We start from the raw sequence: 16,731 nt of genomic DNA, 5'->3' as shown, positions 1-16,731 counted from the left end.
CGGCTCCCTTTTTGCTGGGGGTTAGCCCAGGGTGACGCTGGTGGCGTCGAGCTTGGCGCCGTTCTGCTGCCAGTGCACGGTGACCTTGGCACCCACCTTGATGCCCGGGTCCTTGAAGGTGGCGGGCAGGGTGTAGCTCTTGCCATCGGCCAGGGTCAGCGTGAGGGCCTTGGCGTCGAACGCCTTGACCACGCCGGAGTCCGTCATCTGGGCCGACGCGGTGGCGGCCGGCTTGGCAGCAGGGGCGGGAGTCGCCGAAGCCGCGAAGGCGCCGACGGGGGCAGCAACCAGAAGAGTGACGAGAGCGGATGCAACAAGTTTGCGCATGATGAGAGTCCATTAGACGAAAGGGCAGAGTGCCCGTCTGGTGCTGGTTTTCAGGCTCCGTCGCGTCGCAGGTCCCATGTGTCCTGCCGGCGTTTCCAAACCAGCCAGGAGAGGATTAGACCCGGGGCAGCGCCATCTCAACTTACTTAAATGTAAGCCAGGACACCGAAAAACAGCCATATTTGCGGCCTGTGCGGCGGCATTTTGGCTGGGATCTGGCGGCGGTGAGATGGGGCCGCAGGCCCCCCGGAATCAGGTGGGGCGCTTGACCCGCATGGCCATGCCGATCGAGGCCGGCATCACCGGGGCAAAGCCATATTTGGCGTAGAGGTGGCGCGCATCGCCATCGGCGATCAGGCTGACATAGGCGCCTTCGGGCGCATGGGCGCTGAGGTAGTCCATCAGCGCGGTCATGATGGCCTTGCCCAGGCCCTTGCCGTGGTGGGCGGGCTCCAGGGCGATATCGACGATCTGAAAGGCCGTGCCACCGTCGCCGATGATGCGGCCCATGCCGATGACCCGCCCCTCGTGCAGCACGCGCACGCCATGCCAGGTGTTGGGCAGGCCGGCGCTGGCCTGTTCGACCGTCTTGGGGCTCAGGCCCGCGGCGATGCGCAGGCGCAGGTAATCCTCGAGCGCCGGTGCGCCCGCCGCAATGGTGTAACCGTCCATCACAGCCGCTGCATCAGCCGGGTGAACATCAGCAAGCCCTCGGGCCAGGGCCCATGGCCAGAGGCCACGTTGATATGGCCGGCATCGCCCGCCTGGTGGAAGTCGGAGCCCCAGGCGCCGGCGAAGTCGGCGGCGCTTTCGAGGGCGCAATAGGGGTCGGTGTCCGAGATCACCAGCAGCGAGGGGAAGGGCAGCGGCTCGCGCGGCACGGTGCCGAAGGCCTTGGCCTCGGCCGGCGCATTTGGATTGCCTTCGATATCGGGCGGGGACACCAGCAGCGCGCCCTTGACCTTGCCGGCGTCAAAGCGCGGCGCCGCCTGCACCAGGGCGATGCAGGCCAGCGAATGGGCCACCAACACCACGTTGCGCTCGGCCAGCTCCACCGCCTTGACGATGGTGTCGGTCCAGTCGTCCGGATCGGGCTCGTCCCATTCGGCCTGCTCGACAATGGCCGCCGTGCGCATGCGCTCGGCCCAGCGCAATTGCCAATGGCCGGGGCCGGAATTGCCCAGGCCGGGCAGAATGAGGATATCGGCGTCAGCCAGCTTCATGAACGATCGGTCCTTGGACGCATGAAGGCAGCCATAGGCTCCACCATGCCAATGTGGCGATAAAAGCCCTCGGCGTTCGGCTTGGACAGCAGCACGATGCTGACCTTTGGCCCCAAGAGCGCGGTGGCCGTGTCGAGCAGGGTCTGGCCGATGTGCTTGCCCTGCTGCCCTTCGACGACCGCCAGGTCGATACAATAGCAGACCCAGTGCCAGTCGGTCACGGCGCGGAAGAGGCCCAGCAGGCTGCCATCCGCGTCGCGGGCGGTGACGACCAGGTCGGCATTGTCGAGCATGGCCTGGATGCGGTCAGTATTGGCCAGGGGGCGGCCCTGGCCAAGGGAGGTTGCGCCTACGCAGGCAATGTAGTCGGCAGCGGTCAGGCCGTCTTCGCGGGCGTAGGTGATCATGCTTCAGGCGCCGAACACCCGGCGGAAGATGGTGTCGACATGCTTGAGGTGATAGGCGTCATCGAACATGTCGTCGATTTGCGCATCGCTCAGAGTCACTTGCGGGTCTTCTTTAAGGTTCTTGGCGAACTGGCCGGCGCGGTCGCCCTGCATGGCCCAGACCTTCATGGCGTTGCGCTGCACGGCGGCATAGCTGTCCTCGCGGGAATAGCCGGCCTGGGTGAGGGCCAGCAGTACGCGCTGGGAATTGTGCAGGCCGCCGAGCAGGTCGAGATTCCGGCGCATGTTCTCGGGATAGACCACCAGCTTGTCGATGACGCCGGTGAGGCGGGCGAGGGCGAAATCGAGGGTGACGGTGGCGTCGGGCCCGATCATGCGCTCGACCGAGGAGTGCGAGATGTCGCGCTCATGCCAGAGGGCGACGTTTTCCAGCGCCGGGGTCACCATGCCGCGCACCAGGCGGGCAAGGCCGGTGAGGTTTTCGGTCAGCACGGGGTTGCGCTTGTGCGGCATGGCCGAAGACCCCTTCTGGCCGGGGGAGAAGAATTCCTCGGCTTCGAGCACTTCGGTGCGCTGCAGATGGCGGATCTCGATGGCAACGCGTTCGATGGAGCTGGCGACAACGCCCAGCGTGGCAAAGAACATGGCGTGGCGGTCGCGCGGAATCACCTGGGTGGAGACCGGCTCGATGCTCAGGCCCAGCTTTTCGGCGACATATTCCTCGACCTGCGGGTCGATATTGGCGAACGAGCCAATGGCGCCCGAGATGGCGGCGGTGGCGATTTCGGCCCGGGCGGCGACAAGGCGCGCGCGGTTGCGGCTGAACTCGGCATAGGCCTCGGCCAGCTTGACGCCAAAGGTGGTCGGCTCGGCATGGATGCCGTGGCTGCGACCGATGGTGATGGTGTCCTTGTGCTCATAGGCGCGGCGCTTGAGCGCTGCCAGCAGGGCATCGCAATCGGCGATCAGCAGGTCCGCGGCGCGGGCGAGCTGCACCGAGAGGGTGGTGTCCAGAATATCCGAACTGGTCATGCCCTGGTGCACGAAGCGGGCGTCGGGGCCGACGATTTCGCTCAGGTGCGTCAGGAAGGCGATGACGTCATGCTTGGTGGTGCGCTCGATCTCGTCGATGCGGGCGACGTCAAAGCCATAGTCGCCATACTCGGCCTTCCTGGCATTCATGACGTCCCAGATGTTCTGGGCTGACTCCTTGGGCACCACGCCCAGCTCGGCCAGCTTGGTGGTGGCATGCGCCTCGATCTCGAACCAGATGGCGAACCTTGTCTCGGCCGACCAGATGGAGACCATTTCGGGGCGGGAGTAGCGCGGGATCATGGGGTCAGGCTTTCCGGTTCAGAAGGGGGCTTAGGCGGTGCGGCTGGTGGCGGCGGCGCGGATGGCGGCGATGCGCGGGGCATAGGTGGTCGGATCATTGCCGCCATAGACGGACGAGCCGGCAACAAAGACATTGGCGCCGGCATCGGCGACGGCGCGGGCATTGTCGGGCGTGATGCCGCCATCGACTTCGAGGTCGATGGGGCGGTTGCCGATCAGCGCATGGGCCTGGCGCAGCTTATTGAGACTCTCGGGAATGAAGCTCTGGCCGCCAAAGCCGGGATTGACCGACATGACCAGCACCAGATCGACATCGGCGATGACGTGTTCGAGCACCGAGACGGGCGTGGCCGGATTGATGGCGACGCCGGCCTTCTTGCCCTCGGCCTTGATGAGCTGGAGCGAGCGATGCAGATGCGGGCCGGCTTCGGCATGCACGGTGATGATGTCGGCGCCCGCCTTGGCAAAGCCGGGGATATAGGGATCGGCCGGGGCGATCATCAGGTGCACGTCAAAGGGCAGGGTGGTCAGCTTGCGCACCGAGGCCATGACCTGGGCGCCAAAGGTGATGTTGGGCACGAAATGGCCGTCCATGATGTCGACATGGATATAGTCGGCGCCGCCCTGGACGATGGCGTCGACCTCGGCGCCCAGGCGCGAAAAGTCGGCCGAGAGGATCGAGGGGGCAATGCGGATGGGACGGGACGTCATGGACTGGCACCTCAGCCGGGAGGGGTATGGCTGCTATAGGGCGGGACGGGGCATGAGGGCAAGGGCAGTTGGCCGCGCCATTGGTCGTGTTCCCCGCCGGCGTAAACCATAGGGGGCGGTGATGCGGGACATCAGCGACAGGATGCGTTAACACTTCGTCAACCATTGGCGGGGATTGGCATGCGTGTTCCATCGATCGGCGTGACACTCGAAGAGCGGCGTTTCATTCGCGAGATCGTGCGCGAGGGCTATGCGGTTGCCGAGCGCATGATGGCTCGCTACCAGGACCCGGCGCCAGGCGCGCTGACCCAGCTCGCCGGCTGGTGCCAGAAGGGCTGGAGCCGCGTGCGCGATGTCGCCGGGGCCTCAGCGCGCAGCTGATCGGCGAATCGGCCCGCCGGACCGCGGACCTGCCCTCACAAGTCTGCGATAGGCGTTCGGCCGCATTGCTTTGGCGCCATTGTGCGCTAGAACAGCCCGGCAATTGGAGCGCACGGGTTTGGAATTCTCACTGCCATTGGTGTTCGGCGCGGGCGTGCTGAGCTTTCTCAGTCCCTGCGTGCTGCCTTTGGTGCCGCCCTATCTCACCTATATGAGCGGGGCGAGCTTTGACCAGCTGCGCGACGAGGGCACCACGGCTGGCGCGCTGCAGCGCCGCGTCGCCTTCACCTCGCTGTTCTTCATCCTCGGCTTTACCGTGGTGTTCGTGGCGCTGGGCGCGACGGCGACCGCCTTTGGCCAGGCGTTCCGCCAGGCGCTGCCGATTCTGACGCCGATTGCGGGCCTGCTCATCATCGCCATGGGCCTGCACTTCATCGGCGTCTATCGCATTGCCCTGCTCGACCGGCAGATCCGGCACCAGGGGCCGGGCATGGCCAGCGGGCCGCTGGGTGGGTTCCTGTTGGGCCTGGCCTTTGCCATCGGCTGGACGCCCTGCATCGGGCCGGTGCTGGCGGCGGTGCTGTCGGTGGCGGCCAGCAAAGGCACGGCCTGGGAGGGCGCGGGCCTGTTGGGCCTTTATTCCCTCGGGCTGGGCGTACCGTTCTTTCTGGCCGGCATTGCCATCGGCCCGTTCCTGGCCTTCTTCCAGGGCTTCAAGAAGCATCTGCACACTGTCGAGCGGGTGATGGGCGTGCTGCTGGTGATCACGGGTCTGCTGTTCCTGACCGGCAATTTCACCCGCCTATCGTACTGGTTCCTCGAGACCTTTCCGGCTCTGGCCAATTTCGGCTAGGGCGGTAAGACCCGCTTAACCCTTGTGGGCAAAGCAAAACCCGTCACATTCTCGTGTTCAGCTCTGGTTTACAGGTGGCGGTCATAGTGCCTGCGACCGAGGATAGCATGCAGATCGCACTGAACCAGAAATCGCCCGACGATACCCGGGATGCCGTGGCCTTGGCGGCCGCGTCTGCCGTGGGCACGGGCGTGGTGGTTGAGGTCAGCGAGCGCATCGAGGATGTCGAGGCCGTGTGGCGGCGCCTGACCGCCGGCACCATCGAATCGCCTGGCCAAAGCTATGATTTCATTGCCGCCTGGGTGCGGGACCGCAAGGTGCCCAATAGCCAGCAGCGCTATGTGGTGGGCCTGGTCGACAATGTGCCGGTGGCCCTGCTGCCGCTGCATCGCAAGCGCGTCTATGGCTTGCCGATCTTCACCTGGTTTCCCGGCGCCCATGCGGGCTGCTATGCGCCGGTGGCCGACTATGAGCGCCTGATCGCGCTGGGGCCGGACGGTCGCCGGGCGCTGTGGAGCGCCATGACCGGCGCGCTGAGCGGCGGCGACGTGGTCTATCTGCGCTCCATTCCCACCGAAGTGGGCGGCCATCAGGGCCTGTTTGACGAATTGGGCACCACGCTGGCGGTGGAAACGCTCTATCGCTCGCATTATGCCAGCTGGGAAGACTGTGACCGGCTGCAGCGCAACAAGTCGCGCCGCAAGCATGACCGGCAGCAGGGCGACCGGCTCTCCGCCATGGGTGACGTCAGCTTCGCGGAAATCCGCACCGGCGGCGACACCGAGGCAGCCATTGCCACCATGTTCATGCAGCGCTCGGCGCGCTTCAAGGCCATGGGCATCCGCGACACCTTTGTGCTCGACGGGTTGATCGGCTTCTACCAGGATCTGGCGCGGGCCGGCTCGGGCGCCGATGTGCGCCTGCATGTGCTGCGGCTCAACGGCGCCATTGTTGCGGTGCGCTACAATATCGTGCATGGCGACCGGATGTTCTGCCTGATCTCCTCGATGAGCGATGATCCGGCCATCCAGAATGGTTCGCCCGGCAAGCAATGCCTGCTGCGGGTGATGCAGACCGTGTTTGACGAAGGCATCACCGTGTTCGACATGGGCAGCGGCTATACCGACGAGAAGCGCCACTGGTGCAATGAGCAGCTGCCGCTGCGCCAGCACTATGTCGGCCTGACCCCGCAGGGACAGCTGATCGTGGCGGCGCACCAGGCCTTCCAGCGCACGCGGGCGCGCATTAAAGCCAATCCGCAGCTCAAATCGGCCATCCGTGCGACGCGCCAGCTGATCGACCGGTTGACCCGCCGCGGCGCCGCTGCTGCCGCGCCGGCGCCGAGCGAAGACTAAGCCTCAGATCAGCTTGAGGGCGCGCAGCGAGGTGTGCCCGGATTTGCCGATGATGATGTGGTCATGCAGGGTTATGCCCAGCGGCTTGGCTACGTCGGCGATTTCCTTGGTCATGCGCACATCGGCCGAGGAGGGGGCAGGGTCACCCGAAGGGTGATTGTGCACCAGGATCAGCGCCGTGGCCGAGAGCTCGAGCGTGCGGCGGATCACCTCGCGCGGATAGACCGGGGTATGGTCCACCGTGCCGGTCTGCTGCACCTCGTCGGCGATCAGCCGGTTCTTCTTGTCGAGGAAGAGAATGCGGAACTGCTCGATGGACTGATAGGCCATCTGGCTGTTGCAATAGTCGATCAGCTGGCTCCAGGACGACAGGATCGGCTGCTGGGAATCGATGCGGTCGCGGCCGAAGCGGGCGGCCACCGCCTGGATCACCTTGAGATGGGCGATGGTGGTTTCGCCCAGGCCCTTGACCTGGCTCAGCCGCGCCTGGCTGGCGTTGAATACGCCGGAGAAGGAGCCGAATTCGCGCAGCAGCGTCTTGGCCAGCGCCTTGGTGTCCTTGCGCGGGATGATGAGCTGCAGCGCCAGCTCGAGCAGTTCATAATCTTCCAGCGCGTCGCCGCCGACCTTGAGGAAGCGGTCGCGCACGCGTTTGCGATGGCCGGCATGGTCGTCGGCCGCAGCGGGTGCGGGGAGAAATCCGGCCTCGTCGAACGCGTCGGGCCGGTCTGCCATCAGTCTGCCTGGGGTGCCATGGGGTTGAAGATGCCGCCCGGGGAGAGAGTAAAGATCTCGCAGCCGGTCTCGGTGATGCCGATGGAGTGTTCGCACTGTGCCGAGAGCGTGCGGTCGCGGGTGACCGCGGTCCAGCCATCGGAGAGGATTTTCACATCCGGCCGGCCCAAATTGATCATGGGTTCGATGGTGAAGATCATGCCGGGCTTGAGCGGCACGCCGGTGCCGGGGCGGCCGAAATGCAGGATATTGGGCTCGTCGTGGAAGAGCTTGCCCACGCCATGGCCGACAAAGTCGCGCACCACGCTCATGCGCTCGGCCTCGGCCAGGGTCTGGATGGCGGCGCCGATGTCGCCGGTGGTATTGCCCGGCTTGGCGGCGGCGAGACCCGCTGCGAGGCTGGCATAAGTCACCTCGATCAGCCGCTCGGCCTTGCGGGAGATTTCGCCCACCGGATACATGCGGCTGGAATCGCCATGCCAGCCATCGACCACCAGGGTCAGGTCGATATTGACGATATCGCCCTCGCGCAGCGCGCGATCATCGGGAATGCCGTGGCAGACCACATGGTTGATCGAGGTGCACAGCGAATGCTTGAAGCCCTTGTAAAAGATCGTCGCCGGCACGGCGCCGTGGTCGCGGGCAAATTCATAGGCGATTTTGTCCAGCGTAATGGTGGGCACGCCCGGCTCGACATATTCGGTCAGGATATCGAGCGCCTGGGCTGTCAGGGCGCCGGCCTTGCGCATGCCGGCAAAGCCGTCCTCGCCATGCAGCGGGATGACGCCGGCGGTGCGGCGCGCTTTGGCAGGGGCCTCGACAAAGGTAATCATCAGTCACTCCAGTTCTGCCGGCGAAAATAGGCCGGTCGCCGCCCGATTGGAAGGGCAGGCGATGTGCTTGACGCGCTTATCGCACAGGGGCATGTCTCTGGGCCTCTCCAGCCACGGAAAATCGACATGTCCAGCGCCCCGTCCGTCACTGCCGCCCTGATCGTGATCGGCGACGAAATCCTCTCCGGCCGCACCAAGGACGTCAATATCGGCGCCACCGCCGATTTCTGCACGGACCTCGGCATCGAACTCAAGGAAGTGCGCGTGGTCAGCGACGAGACCGACGACATCGTTGCCGCCATCAATGCCGTGCGGGCACGCTACACCTATGTGTTCACCACAGGCGGCATCGGGCCGACGCATGATGACATCACCGCCGATGCCGTGGCGAAGGCCTTTGGCGTGGCCCTGCCGATCAATGCGCAAGCCCGCGCCATGCTCGAAGCGCGCTGGCGCGAGACCGGCACCGAAGTCAACGAGGCCCGGCTGCGCATGGCCCGCATTCCCGAGGGCGCTGACCTCATCGTCAATTCGGTGAGCGCAGCGCCGGGCTTTCGCATCGGCAATGTGCATGTGATGGCCGGCGTGCCGATCATCATGCGCGCCATGCTGGAAGCCATTGCCCCCACCCTTCAGGGCGGCAAGAAGGTCATGTCTGTCACCGTCAAGGCGGCGGTGGGCGAGGGGACGATCGGTGGCCCCTTGGGCGCGCTGCAGGCGCTCTATCCCGACGTCAAGATGGGCAGCTATCCGCAGATGGGCAAGCATCGGGTGATGACCGAGCTGGTGCTGCGCTCGGCCGATCCCGTGCGGCTTGAGGAAGCCGCCGGCAAGGTGCGCGCCATGGTTGCCGAGGCCCATCGCGCCGCCAATATCGAACTGTCCGAAGACGAGGCCTATTGAGCGCAGGCCATCTCAGCAAAATGCGTGATGCCAATTGGCGTGGCGCCTGCGCTTTGCTAAACAACGGCCTTCCAAATTCAACCGGGCGCCAGGCGCCGGTGCAGGAGAAGTGTTTTGAGCGATCCCAACCAGAAGTCGTTCCCGGTGACCTGGGACCAGTTCCATCGCGACAGCCGTGCGCTGGCCTGGCGCCTGGCGAGCCTGGGGCCGTTCGACGCCGTGGTGGCCATTGCCCGCGGCGGCCTGGTCCCCGCCGCCATCGTGGCGCGCGAGCTCAATATCCGCACCGTCGAGACCGTGGCGGTCAAGAGCTATGACCACCAGAACCAGGGCGGCATCAAGGTGCTCAAGGAGATCAGCCCGTCCGTGCTCGATCTGGCCAAGAATGGCGCCAAGGTGCTGATCGTGGACGATCTGGTCGACACCGGCTCCACCGCCCGCGTCGTCCGCGACATGCTCCCCGGCGCCCATTTTGCCACGGTCTACGCCAAGCCCAAGGGCCGCGAGATGGTCGACACCTTCATCACTGAAGTCAGCCAAGACACCTGGATCTTCTTCCCCTGGGATCTGGACGTGGCTTATGTCGCGCCGATCTCGGGCGGGACGGACTGAACTGATACGTTTGCTCCGACATACTTCGAACATTGAGAGCTAGCGTACCAGACGTACATCCTGGCACACTTCGGCTGCCTTCAATCAAGACCCTCGGTCTTGCAGGTACTAGCGCTCCGTCATTCAGCCTCATACTCTCTCGTAGAATGATACGGGGGGGAGATGCTGAGTGACGCTTGAAGAAATAATCAAGTACATGGAAGTGAACAGCGTTCATTTCCGTCACTTCACTGACGGGAAAAACATCTCGTCAATTGTCCAACATGGTCTGCTTTCGATGAGCGAGCTTCGCCGCCGAGGTCTGGTAACTGTGCCTGGCGGGAATGATCATAGCCTTGAGGCCGATGCGATGTTTGGAATGGATCAATATGTCCATCTCTGCTTCAGAAACTCGCACCCTATGGCCTACAAGGCGGAAATAATCGACAAGCGGATACAGAATGTACGATGGCTGAAAGTCTCCGCCACTGTTCTGGCTGAGCCCGGTGTTCTCATCTGTGATGGAGTATCAAATAAATCTGGTGCTCAGCCTCTGCCGCCAGCGGAAATTATAAACAAGCTTGATTGGGAAATTCTCTATGGTGGGCGCCTTAAGTGGAAAGAGCCACAGAATTACGAGCGTCTCAAGATCGCGGAAAAATATGAGGTGCTCGTACCAGTGCAAGTCGCCCACAAGTTCATTAAGAACCTAAATGGCTGAGAGGCCGGTCTTTATCCCGCACAGATCGGGGGATGTTTTCGTTGAGACTGTGGTGGTTGACTTCGTTTGGCATGCAGGAATGTCGCCTGCCCAGAAACGAAAGAACGTGGTTGAGCTACACAAGGCAGCAGCAGGTCGAGGTATAGCGCCGCTACTTGAGACTTCCAGCAAATCCCCTAGGGAAGCGGGTCGTAGGCTAAGCGCATTTCACCTCCCCTTCGATTTAGGTCATTCAATTTCTACAGTAGAGTCCGTCTTTCAAGGCAGTAAGGTTTTTGAGAATGGCGGCCCATACGTTGATTTGTATAAGACACCTAGTCGCGAGGCAAAGCTGGATGGTCGACTGAAAACGTCTGGCAATTTAGTAGCATTTGAGTTTGATGGCAGAAGATATCCACTATCTCCGCCAACTGCGTTCTATGACTGGTTGTACATTCGAGCGTTGTTTCCTCATCGAAAATGGCTGGAACGGTTGTCAGGCTATCAGGGGTTCACGGACATAGAGTTCAACCCGGCGAGGTCCATCAATTGCCAAGCCAGGGCGTGCGCGCTCTTTGTGGCTCTTACAGCGCGTGGGTACTTGGAGTTGGCAGTCTCATCATTCGACGAGCTTGTCGAAGCTGAAGTAGCGGCTGGGCTCTAGGCTTCAGTGCTCTCGCCTCTGGACTAGGCGGTCGGACGTCTTTGAAGTCCGCTCGGCTCTGTGGAGCCGCTGCTTTGAGTCACGATCGAGTCCTCCAAGCGTATCCCAAATGGAGCGAGCACGCCGGGCCAGTTGTTCTGGCTACACTCCGCGTCGCCCCGACTTTGGCGGTATTGACTTAGCCATTCGATTTATATGGAGCAGATCAGGGCGCGCAGATCATCGCTCGCAATTGTGTGTGCCTGACAAAAAATCGAAATTTCACCAGAATTTTCTTGAATGTCAGTGTTATTTTGTCATTTTTTATTCAGTAAGTTATTATCTGTGGAGTCGTTCTAAATGTTGTTGTCTATTGATTGAACTATTGAATTAACATGAGCCGAGATATTTCCTGTATGCCTATTGGCTTGGATCCATATAGGCGTCCAGCCGTTTGCTAATATATGGCTTTGCAGCACTTGAACTGTTGCTCCATACGTGCGGCATGCGCAGATCATGAGGTCGCAGTTGTTCTGCATGAAAAATTTGAGGTTGTCGGTGACCATTTGGCCGGTATCTCCGCCGGTCGCGATTCCCGCTTGAAAAGATGCTGGTGATTTTACAAGTGTTTTGGCGACAGTGAAATCGCCTGATTGCATAATATTGAAATTGTAGCGCGCCGCAAAGGCGCGAATTGATGTGCTCTTTTGCGTATTTGCTACGCCTTGGACGATTATTATCTTTGTCATGAATTCTCTATCAATTTGATGGAATATTATTTCCCAATATTGGCCTTCCATGCGCCGTAGTGGAATAATTTATACACGTTGTTGCAGATTTCAACTGTCCGGATTTGCCAGGTGATTTTCCTTATTCCGGTGTTAGGCCTAGCAATGCGGGGAGTATTTCTAGCCATGCCCGCTCAGAGTTTAGGGCCGTAGAGTCATGCCTCTTTGTCCCTCAATCCATCTTGTCCCCACTCCCAAATCCCGTGTCACACTCGCCCTATCCCCACCATGCACGCGACCCCAACGCAGGGTTGGGTGGGGAACGTGGGGGATGGGGGCGCCTGTCCAGCAGAGGCATAGTGGGTAGCTGCGCACGGAAGCTGCGCAATGGGCCTGACCCTGGGAAAACCACCGCGTGGCGGGCGGTTCTTGGGTCGTTCAATATATGAGCATGTTGCCCAATGGCCGCCCGTCACCGTGTCCCCGCGCCGCCAAGGGCCGTGCGGCGTGTTCTGCTGTCCATGCGCTGGCAATGCCGTTGGCACCGGGGCGGGGCCATGCTACCTGCCAAGTCACTGCGGGCGTGGTGGAATGGTAGACACACCGGACTTAAAATCCGGAGGGGGTATCCCCGTGCGGGTTCGAGTCCCGCCGCCCGCACCAGAGCGAAAGGCATGCCATGATCGAAGCCATTGAGACCGGAATTGCGCCGTCGTCGGCGCCCATCAGCGATGCGGTGCGCGCTGGCCAGCAGGTGTGGCTGGTGACCATTGCCGAGGATCCGGTGAGTGGCGAAATCGTTGACGGCGGCATCGAGGCCCAGACGCGGCGGTGTCTCGACAATCTCGATATTGCCATCCGCGCGGCCGGCGGCACGCTGGCGAACCTGGTCATGCTGCAGATCTTTCTCATCGACGCCGCCGATGCGCCGGGGATGAATGCGGTCTATCGCGAGTATTTCACCGCCAAGCCCTATCCGGTGCGCGCCACCGTGGTGGTCAAGCAATTGCTGGTCGAGGGGCTGCGCATCGAAATCACGGCGCAGGGAGTGCTCGGCTGATGCTGCTCAAGCTCGACTTGCTCGAACAGATCAAGGCCGGACAGGTTGATCTGGTGTTCCGCCGCTGGAGCCGGCCCAGCGTCAAGGCGGGCGGCGCGCTCAAGACCAAGCTGGGCGTGATGGCCATTGGCGCCATTGATGACATGGACCCGGCCGATGTCACCGAGGCCGATGCGCGGCGCGCAGGTTTCAAGGATGTGGCGGCGTTTCGAAAATGGCTCGATACCATGAAGCCGGGGCATCTGTTCCAGCGCATCGAAGTCAGCTTTCCGCCCGAGAGCGACTGAGCGCCATCAGAACGGCGTGGGCGCCACGAAGGTCATGAACGCGCCCGTCGTGGGGTGGGTGAAGCCCAGTTCGGCGGCGTGCAATTGCAGCCGGTCGGCGGCGGCCAGCGTTTCGGCATCGCCATAAAACACATCGCCCAGAATCACATGGCCGATGGCCTTCATGTGAACCCTTAATTGGTGCGTGCGGCCGGTGAGCGGGTGGAGGCGGACGCGGGTGGCATTGGCCTCGCGCTCCAGCACGGTCCACTCGGTCTGCGAGGGGCGGCCATTTTCATAGTCGACGCGCTGGCGCGGCTTGTTCTCCCAGTCGGTGGCCAGTGGTAGATCGATGAGGCCGGAGTCCTCGGCGATGACGCCGGCGACGCGGGCGATATAGGATTTGGTGGTCTGGCGGTGTTCGAACTGGCTGCCGATGCGGCCATGGGCGCGCTTGTTGAGCGCCATGACCAGTACGCCCGAGGTGTCCTTGTCGAGCCGATGGCACATGCCGGCCGTCGGCCAGGTCTGGCGAGCGCGATATTCCAGGCAATCCCACAGCGAGGGATCTTTGCCCGGGACGCTCAGGAGCCCGCTCTGCTTGTCGAGCACCAGAATGTCGTCGTCCTGAAAGAGGACGGACAGATAGGGCTCTTGGGGGGGCTGGTAATTGGCCAGCGTGGGCATGGGACCGGGCATGGGCATGGCTCTAGCAGAGCCGGCGGGCGTTCAGCAACAGCGCTGCGGCAGGACTGTAGAGGCCCGCGCCTCATTGCGGTCGTGTTCTGCGTGTCTGTTGGGATCAACGGCAGGGCCGCGCGGTTCCGCGCAGCTGTGTCAGGTTCCCGGTCGGCTGGTGTGGCGGTTCGCGTTGCAGGAGCGCGACCGGCGGACAAAACGACAACCAAAGGAGACTCGCATGCACAAGGACGAAGCCAAAGGCGTAGCCAAGCAGGTTGAAGGCGCTCTCAAGGATGGTATCGGTGGCCTGACCGGCAACAACAAGCTGCAGGCTGAAGGCAAGGTCGACAAGGCTGTGGGCAAGACCCAGCAGAAGGTCGGCGAAGCCAAGGACGCGGTGCGCGACGCGCTCAAGAAGTAAGCGCCGCAGGCCTCCTGCGACCCATTCACAGGGCCGTCCCTCGGGGCGGCCCTTTTGTTTGCCCGATGGCAGGCTGGTACGGCACGCCGGAGCCACTTATGCTCGGGCCATGGAAACCATGATATTTGACACGGCACTGGGCGCATTTGGCATCGGCTGGACCGAGGCGGGGGTCGCCAGGCTGCAATTGCCGGGTCTGGCGCCGGACGCGCTGGTTGCCCGCATCAACCGCGACGGCGCGGCGCCGGGGGACCCCAGCCGCGCCATTGCGGCGGTGATCGACCGCATCGAGGACTATGCCGAGGGCGAAAGAGTGGATTTTGCCGATGTGCCGCTGGACCTGGGCGCCGTGTCGGACTTCAACCGTCGCTGCTATGCCCTTTTGCTGGAGATCGGCTGGGGCGCCACCACCAGCTATGGCGCGCTGGCGCGGCAATTGGGCGATGTCGGGCTGTCGCGGGCGGTGGGCGCAGCCATGGGGGCCAATCCGGTGCCGCTGATCATTCCCTGCCACCGCGTGCTGGCCAGCGATGGCAAGGCGGGCGGGTTTTCGGCGCCGGGCGGGGCTGAGTCCAAGCGGCGCATGCTGGCGCTGGAGGGCGTGGAGCCGGGTGTGCCGGCGGGTCAATTGGGGTTCGGGTTTTAGGCATGGGTATCGAGATCGAGCGCAAGTTCCTGGTGCTGTCGGACAGCTGGCAGGCGGCCGTGACGGGCAGCGCACTGCTGCGGCAGGGCTATTTGTCCTCCAATGCCAAGGCGACCGTGCGGGTGCGCACCAAGGATGACGCCAGCGCCGTCATCACGCTCAAGGGACAGGTGAAGGGCCTGGTGCGGGCGGAATATGAATACGGCATTCCCATCGCTGACGCGCGCGAAATGCTGGCCATGGCCGCGCCGCATGTGATCGAGAAGCGGCGCCACCTGGTGCCCTATGGCGGGCTGGTGTGGGAGATCGATGTGTTCGAGGGGCGTCTGGCCGGGCTGGTGCTGGCCGAGGTGGAGCTGGACAGCGCGAGCCAGAGCGTGACGCTGCCCGACTGGGTGGGCACCGAGGTGAGCCTCGATAGCCGCTACAACAATGCCAGCCTGGCGCGCGACGGGGTGCCGAACGCCGCGCTTTGAGTATGTTCGCGGGCAGAAAGTAAAAAAATTTTACCGGAATTTCCAGATTTGCCATGGCATTGGCTCTCTGCGCTTCCCATGTAAGGGAGACAAGCAAAGGAGACGAAAATGGCCAAGGATTTTGACGGCAAAGTCGCATTTGTAACCGGTGCAGCATCGGGCATCGGCGAGGCGATCGCCGTCCAGCTCGCGGCGCGTGGCGCCAAGGTGGTGGTGGCGGACCTCAAGCTTGAGGCGGCCGAAGGCGTGGTCAAGGCCATCAAGGCGGCCGGCGGCCAGGCGGCTGCTGTGGCGGTCGACGTGGGCAAGATCGAGCAGGTGGAAAAGGCCGTGCAGTTTGCGGTCGATACCTATGGCAAGCTCGATGTGGCGGTAAACAATGCCGGCATCGGCGGCAGGGCGGCGCCGATTGGCGACTACACCTTCGAAGACTGGCACAAGGTCATCGACGTCAATCTCAACAGCGTCTTTTATTCGCTCAAATATGAAATCGCGGCCATGCTCAAGACCGGTGGTGGCGCCATCGTCAACATGGCGTCCATCCTGGGTTCGGTCGCCTTCCCCAATGCGCCGGCCTATGTCACGGCCAAGCATGGCGTGGTCGGCATGACCAAGGCGGCGGCGCTGGACTATGCCAAGAAGGGCATTCGCGTCACTGCGGTCGGCCCCGGCTTCATCGAAACGCCGCTCCTGGCGGCGCTGCCCAGTGAGGCCCATGAGGGGCTCAAGGCCGTGCATCCGATCGGTCGGCTGGGCACCTCCGACGAGGTTGCAGCGCTGACGCTGTTCCTGCTGTCGGACGCGGCAAGCAATATCACCGGCTCCTATCACGTGGTCGATGGCGGCTATACCGCGCAGTAAGCCGGAGGCGTCAGAGACATTTGGGGCGGCCTTCGGGCCGCCTTTTTCGTCGCTACTGCCAGCGCTTGAAGCTGCGCAGATGGTCGAGCGATTTGAGCACGGTGCGGGTGATGGTTTCGACGCTGTCGGTAACCGGCACGGGTAGCACATTCTCGGTCTGCGGATCGGGGACTTCGAGCGTGGCGAACTGGCTGTCGAGCAGGCTCGTCGGCATATATTCGTGCTGTCGCCGCGCCATGCGCTCGCCGATCACCTCACGCGTGCCATCGAGATAGACGAAGAGGATCGGCTCGCCGGCCTTTTCGGTGAGATAGTCGCGATAGACCCGGCGCAGCGCCGAACAGGCGCCGACAGACGAGCCCTTGCGCTCGGCGGCCTCATGCAGCGCCTGGGCGAGTTTTTCGAGCCAGGGCCAGCGGTCTTCATCGGTCAGCGGCGTGCCGGCGCGCATCTTCTCGACATTGGCGGGCGGGTGATAGCCGTCGCCATCCAGGAACGGCACATGCAGCCGGCGGGCGATGGATTGGCCAACGGTGGATTTGCCGGATGAGCTGACGCCCATGGCGATGATGATGCGGGCAGGGGATAGCGGCAT

At 63.0% G+C, this 16,731-nt stretch carries 23 protein-coding genes and 1 tRNA gene; 13 read left to right on the top strand and 11 right to left on the bottom strand.

What is annotated here, in order from left to right:
• Positions 1-21: 21 nt before the first annotated feature.
• From E8M79_RS13210 to rpe, 6 genes are all read right to left on the bottom strand, one after another.
• Complete coding sequence (locus E8M79_RS13210) at positions 22-327, bottom strand: DUF1344 domain-containing protein (protein ID WP_137152347.1); 306 nt, start codon at positions 325-327, stop codon at positions 22-24.
• Positions 328-579: 252 nt separating this feature from the next.
• Positions 580-999, bottom strand: coding sequence for a GNAT family N-acetyltransferase (locus tag E8M79_RS13205; RefSeq protein ID WP_137152346.1), 420 nt, complete (start codon positions 997-999; stop codon positions 580-582).
• On the bottom strand, positions 999-1,550 hold the full coding sequence (locus E8M79_RS13200) for an alpha/beta hydrolase (RefSeq protein ID WP_137152345.1): 552 nt from the start codon (positions 1,548-1,550) through the stop codon (positions 999-1,001). The genes E8M79_RS13205 and E8M79_RS13200 overlap by 1 nt, the downstream gene beginning before the upstream one ends.
• Positions 1,547-1,957, bottom strand: a complete 411-nt coding sequence (locus E8M79_RS13195) for a GNAT family N-acetyltransferase (protein WP_137152344.1) — start codon at positions 1,955-1,957, stop codon at positions 1,547-1,549. Before E8M79_RS13195 ends, E8M79_RS13200 begins: the two co-directional genes overlap by 4 nt.
• Positions 1,958-1,960: 3 nt before the next feature.
• Complete coding sequence (gene purB, locus E8M79_RS13190; protein WP_137152343.1) at positions 1,961-3,292, bottom strand: adenylosuccinate lyase; 1,332 nt, start codon at positions 3,290-3,292, stop codon at positions 1,961-1,963.
• A 30-nt stretch (positions 3,293-3,322) separates the two neighbouring features.
• The gene (rpe, locus tag E8M79_RS13185) at positions 3,323-4,003 is read right to left on the bottom strand and encodes a ribulose-phosphate 3-epimerase (protein ID WP_137152342.1); all 681 of its coding nucleotides are present in this window, start codon (positions 4,001-4,003) and stop codon (positions 3,323-3,325) included.
• 180 nt (positions 4,004-4,183) lie between these two features.
• Here rpe and E8M79_RS13180 point away from each other — a divergent pair, with 180 nt between their 5' ends.
• From E8M79_RS13180 to E8M79_RS13170, 3 genes are all read left to right on the top strand, one after another.
• A complete protein-coding gene (locus tag E8M79_RS13180) occupies positions 4,184-4,384 on the top strand; it encodes a hypothetical protein (protein ID WP_137152341.1) in 201 nt (66 codons plus the stop codon).
• A gap of 118 nt (positions 4,385-4,502) precedes the next feature.
• Positions 4,503-5,237, top strand: a complete 735-nt coding sequence (locus tag E8M79_RS13175; RefSeq protein ID WP_137152340.1) for a cytochrome c biogenesis protein CcdA — start codon at positions 4,503-4,505, stop codon at positions 5,235-5,237.
• Positions 5,238-5,344: 107 nt separating this feature from the next.
• Positions 5,345-6,592, top strand: coding sequence for a GNAT family N-acetyltransferase (locus tag E8M79_RS13170; RefSeq protein WP_137152339.1), 1,248 nt, complete (start codon positions 5,345-5,347; stop codon positions 6,590-6,592).
• Positions 6,593-6,595: 3 nt separating this feature from the next.
• Here E8M79_RS13170 and radC read toward each other — a convergent pair whose 3' ends face one another.
• Together radC and map are read right to left on the bottom strand one after the other, a co-directional pair.
• Positions 6,596-7,327 (bottom strand): DNA repair protein RadC, encoded by a 732-nt coding sequence (gene radC / locus E8M79_RS13165; RefSeq protein WP_137152338.1) that lies wholly within the window; start codon positions 7,325-7,327, stop codon positions 6,596-6,598.
• The gene (map, locus tag E8M79_RS13160; protein ID WP_137152337.1) at positions 7,327-8,160 is read right to left on the bottom strand and encodes a type I methionyl aminopeptidase; all 834 of its coding nucleotides are present in this window, start codon (positions 8,158-8,160) and stop codon (positions 7,327-7,329) included. The genes radC and map overlap by 1 nt, the downstream gene beginning before the upstream one ends.
• Positions 8,161-8,286: 126 nt before the next feature.
• Here map and E8M79_RS13155 point away from each other — a divergent pair, with 126 nt between their 5' ends.
• The 3 genes from E8M79_RS13155 (at position 8,287) to E8M79_RS13145 (ending at position 10,375) form a co-directional block, all read left to right on the top strand.
• Positions 8,287-9,063: a molybdopterin-binding protein gene (locus E8M79_RS13155; RefSeq protein ID WP_137152336.1), complete on the top strand. Its 777-nt coding sequence runs from the start codon at positions 8,287-8,289 to the stop codon at positions 9,061-9,063.
• A 114-nt stretch (positions 9,064-9,177) separates the two neighbouring features.
• Positions 9,178-9,675, top strand: coding sequence for a xanthine phosphoribosyltransferase (gene gpt, locus E8M79_RS13150; protein WP_137152335.1), 498 nt, complete (start codon positions 9,178-9,180; stop codon positions 9,673-9,675).
• A 169-nt stretch (positions 9,676-9,844) separates the two neighbouring features.
• A complete protein-coding gene (locus tag E8M79_RS13145) occupies positions 9,845-10,375 on the top strand; it encodes a DarT ssDNA thymidine ADP-ribosyltransferase family protein (protein WP_137152334.1) in 531 nt (176 codons plus the stop codon).
• A 978-nt stretch (positions 10,376-11,353) separates the two neighbouring features.
• Here the strand turns inward: E8M79_RS13145 and E8M79_RS13135 are convergent.
• On the bottom strand, positions 11,354-11,746 hold the full coding sequence (locus E8M79_RS13135; RefSeq protein ID WP_137152332.1) for a hypothetical protein: 393 nt from the start codon (positions 11,744-11,746) through the stop codon (positions 11,354-11,356).
• A 556-nt stretch (positions 11,747-12,302) separates the two neighbouring features.
• On the opposite strand from E8M79_RS13135, the gene E8M79_RS13130 reads away from it, so the two are divergent.
• The 3 genes from E8M79_RS13130 (at position 12,303) to E8M79_RS13120 (ending at position 13,072) form a co-directional block, all read left to right on the top strand.
• A tRNA-Leu gene (locus E8M79_RS13130) sits at positions 12,303-12,388 on the top strand.
• 16 nt (positions 12,389-12,404) lie between these two features.
• Positions 12,405-12,785 (top strand): RidA family protein, encoded by a 381-nt coding sequence (locus E8M79_RS13125; RefSeq protein ID WP_137152331.1) that lies wholly within the window; start codon positions 12,405-12,407, stop codon positions 12,783-12,785.
• A complete protein-coding gene (locus E8M79_RS13120; RefSeq protein ID WP_137152330.1) occupies positions 12,785-13,072 on the top strand; it encodes a hypothetical protein in 288 nt (95 codons plus the stop codon). Before E8M79_RS13125 ends, E8M79_RS13120 begins: the two co-directional genes overlap by 1 nt.
• A 6-nt stretch (positions 13,073-13,078) precedes the next feature.
• On the opposite strand, the gene E8M79_RS13115 is transcribed toward E8M79_RS13120, so the two are convergent.
• Positions 13,079-13,750 (bottom strand): RluA family pseudouridine synthase, encoded by a 672-nt coding sequence (locus E8M79_RS13115; RefSeq protein WP_137152329.1) that lies wholly within the window; start codon positions 13,748-13,750, stop codon positions 13,079-13,081.
• 220 nt (positions 13,751-13,970) lie between these two features.
• Between E8M79_RS13115 and E8M79_RS13110 the strand changes: the two genes are divergently transcribed.
• From E8M79_RS13110 to E8M79_RS13095, 4 genes are all read left to right on the top strand, one after another.
• Complete coding sequence (locus E8M79_RS13110) at positions 13,971-14,153, top strand: CsbD family protein (protein WP_137152328.1); 183 nt, start codon at positions 13,971-13,973, stop codon at positions 14,151-14,153.
• A gap of 109 nt (positions 14,154-14,262) precedes the next feature.
• Positions 14,263-14,799, top strand: a complete 537-nt coding sequence (locus E8M79_RS13105) for a methylated-DNA--[protein]-cysteine S-methyltransferase (RefSeq protein WP_137152327.1) — start codon at positions 14,263-14,265, stop codon at positions 14,797-14,799.
• 2 nt (positions 14,800-14,801) lie between these two features.
• Complete coding sequence (locus E8M79_RS13100; protein ID WP_137152326.1) at positions 14,802-15,275, top strand: CYTH domain-containing protein; 474 nt, start codon at positions 14,802-14,804, stop codon at positions 15,273-15,275.
• Positions 15,276-15,383: 108 nt separating this feature from the next.
• Positions 15,384-16,136 carry a glucose 1-dehydrogenase gene (locus E8M79_RS13095; RefSeq protein ID WP_137152325.1) on the top strand — a complete coding sequence of 251 codons (753 nt, stop codon included), beginning with the start codon at positions 15,384-15,386 and terminating at the stop codon, positions 16,134-16,136.
• A 52-nt stretch (positions 16,137-16,188) separates the two neighbouring features.
• On the opposite strand, the gene E8M79_RS13090 is transcribed toward E8M79_RS13095, so the two are convergent.
• Positions 16,189-16,731 (bottom strand): gluconokinase, encoded by a 543-nt coding sequence (locus E8M79_RS13090; protein WP_248304988.1) that lies wholly within the window; start codon positions 16,729-16,731, stop codon positions 16,189-16,191.

It is taken from the genome of Devosia sp. FKR38 (genome assembly GCF_005222805.1).
GTDB lineage: Bacteria > Pseudomonadota > Alphaproteobacteria > Rhizobiales > Devosiaceae > Devosia.
This window is presented reverse-complemented; position numbering and strand designations above follow the sequence as displayed.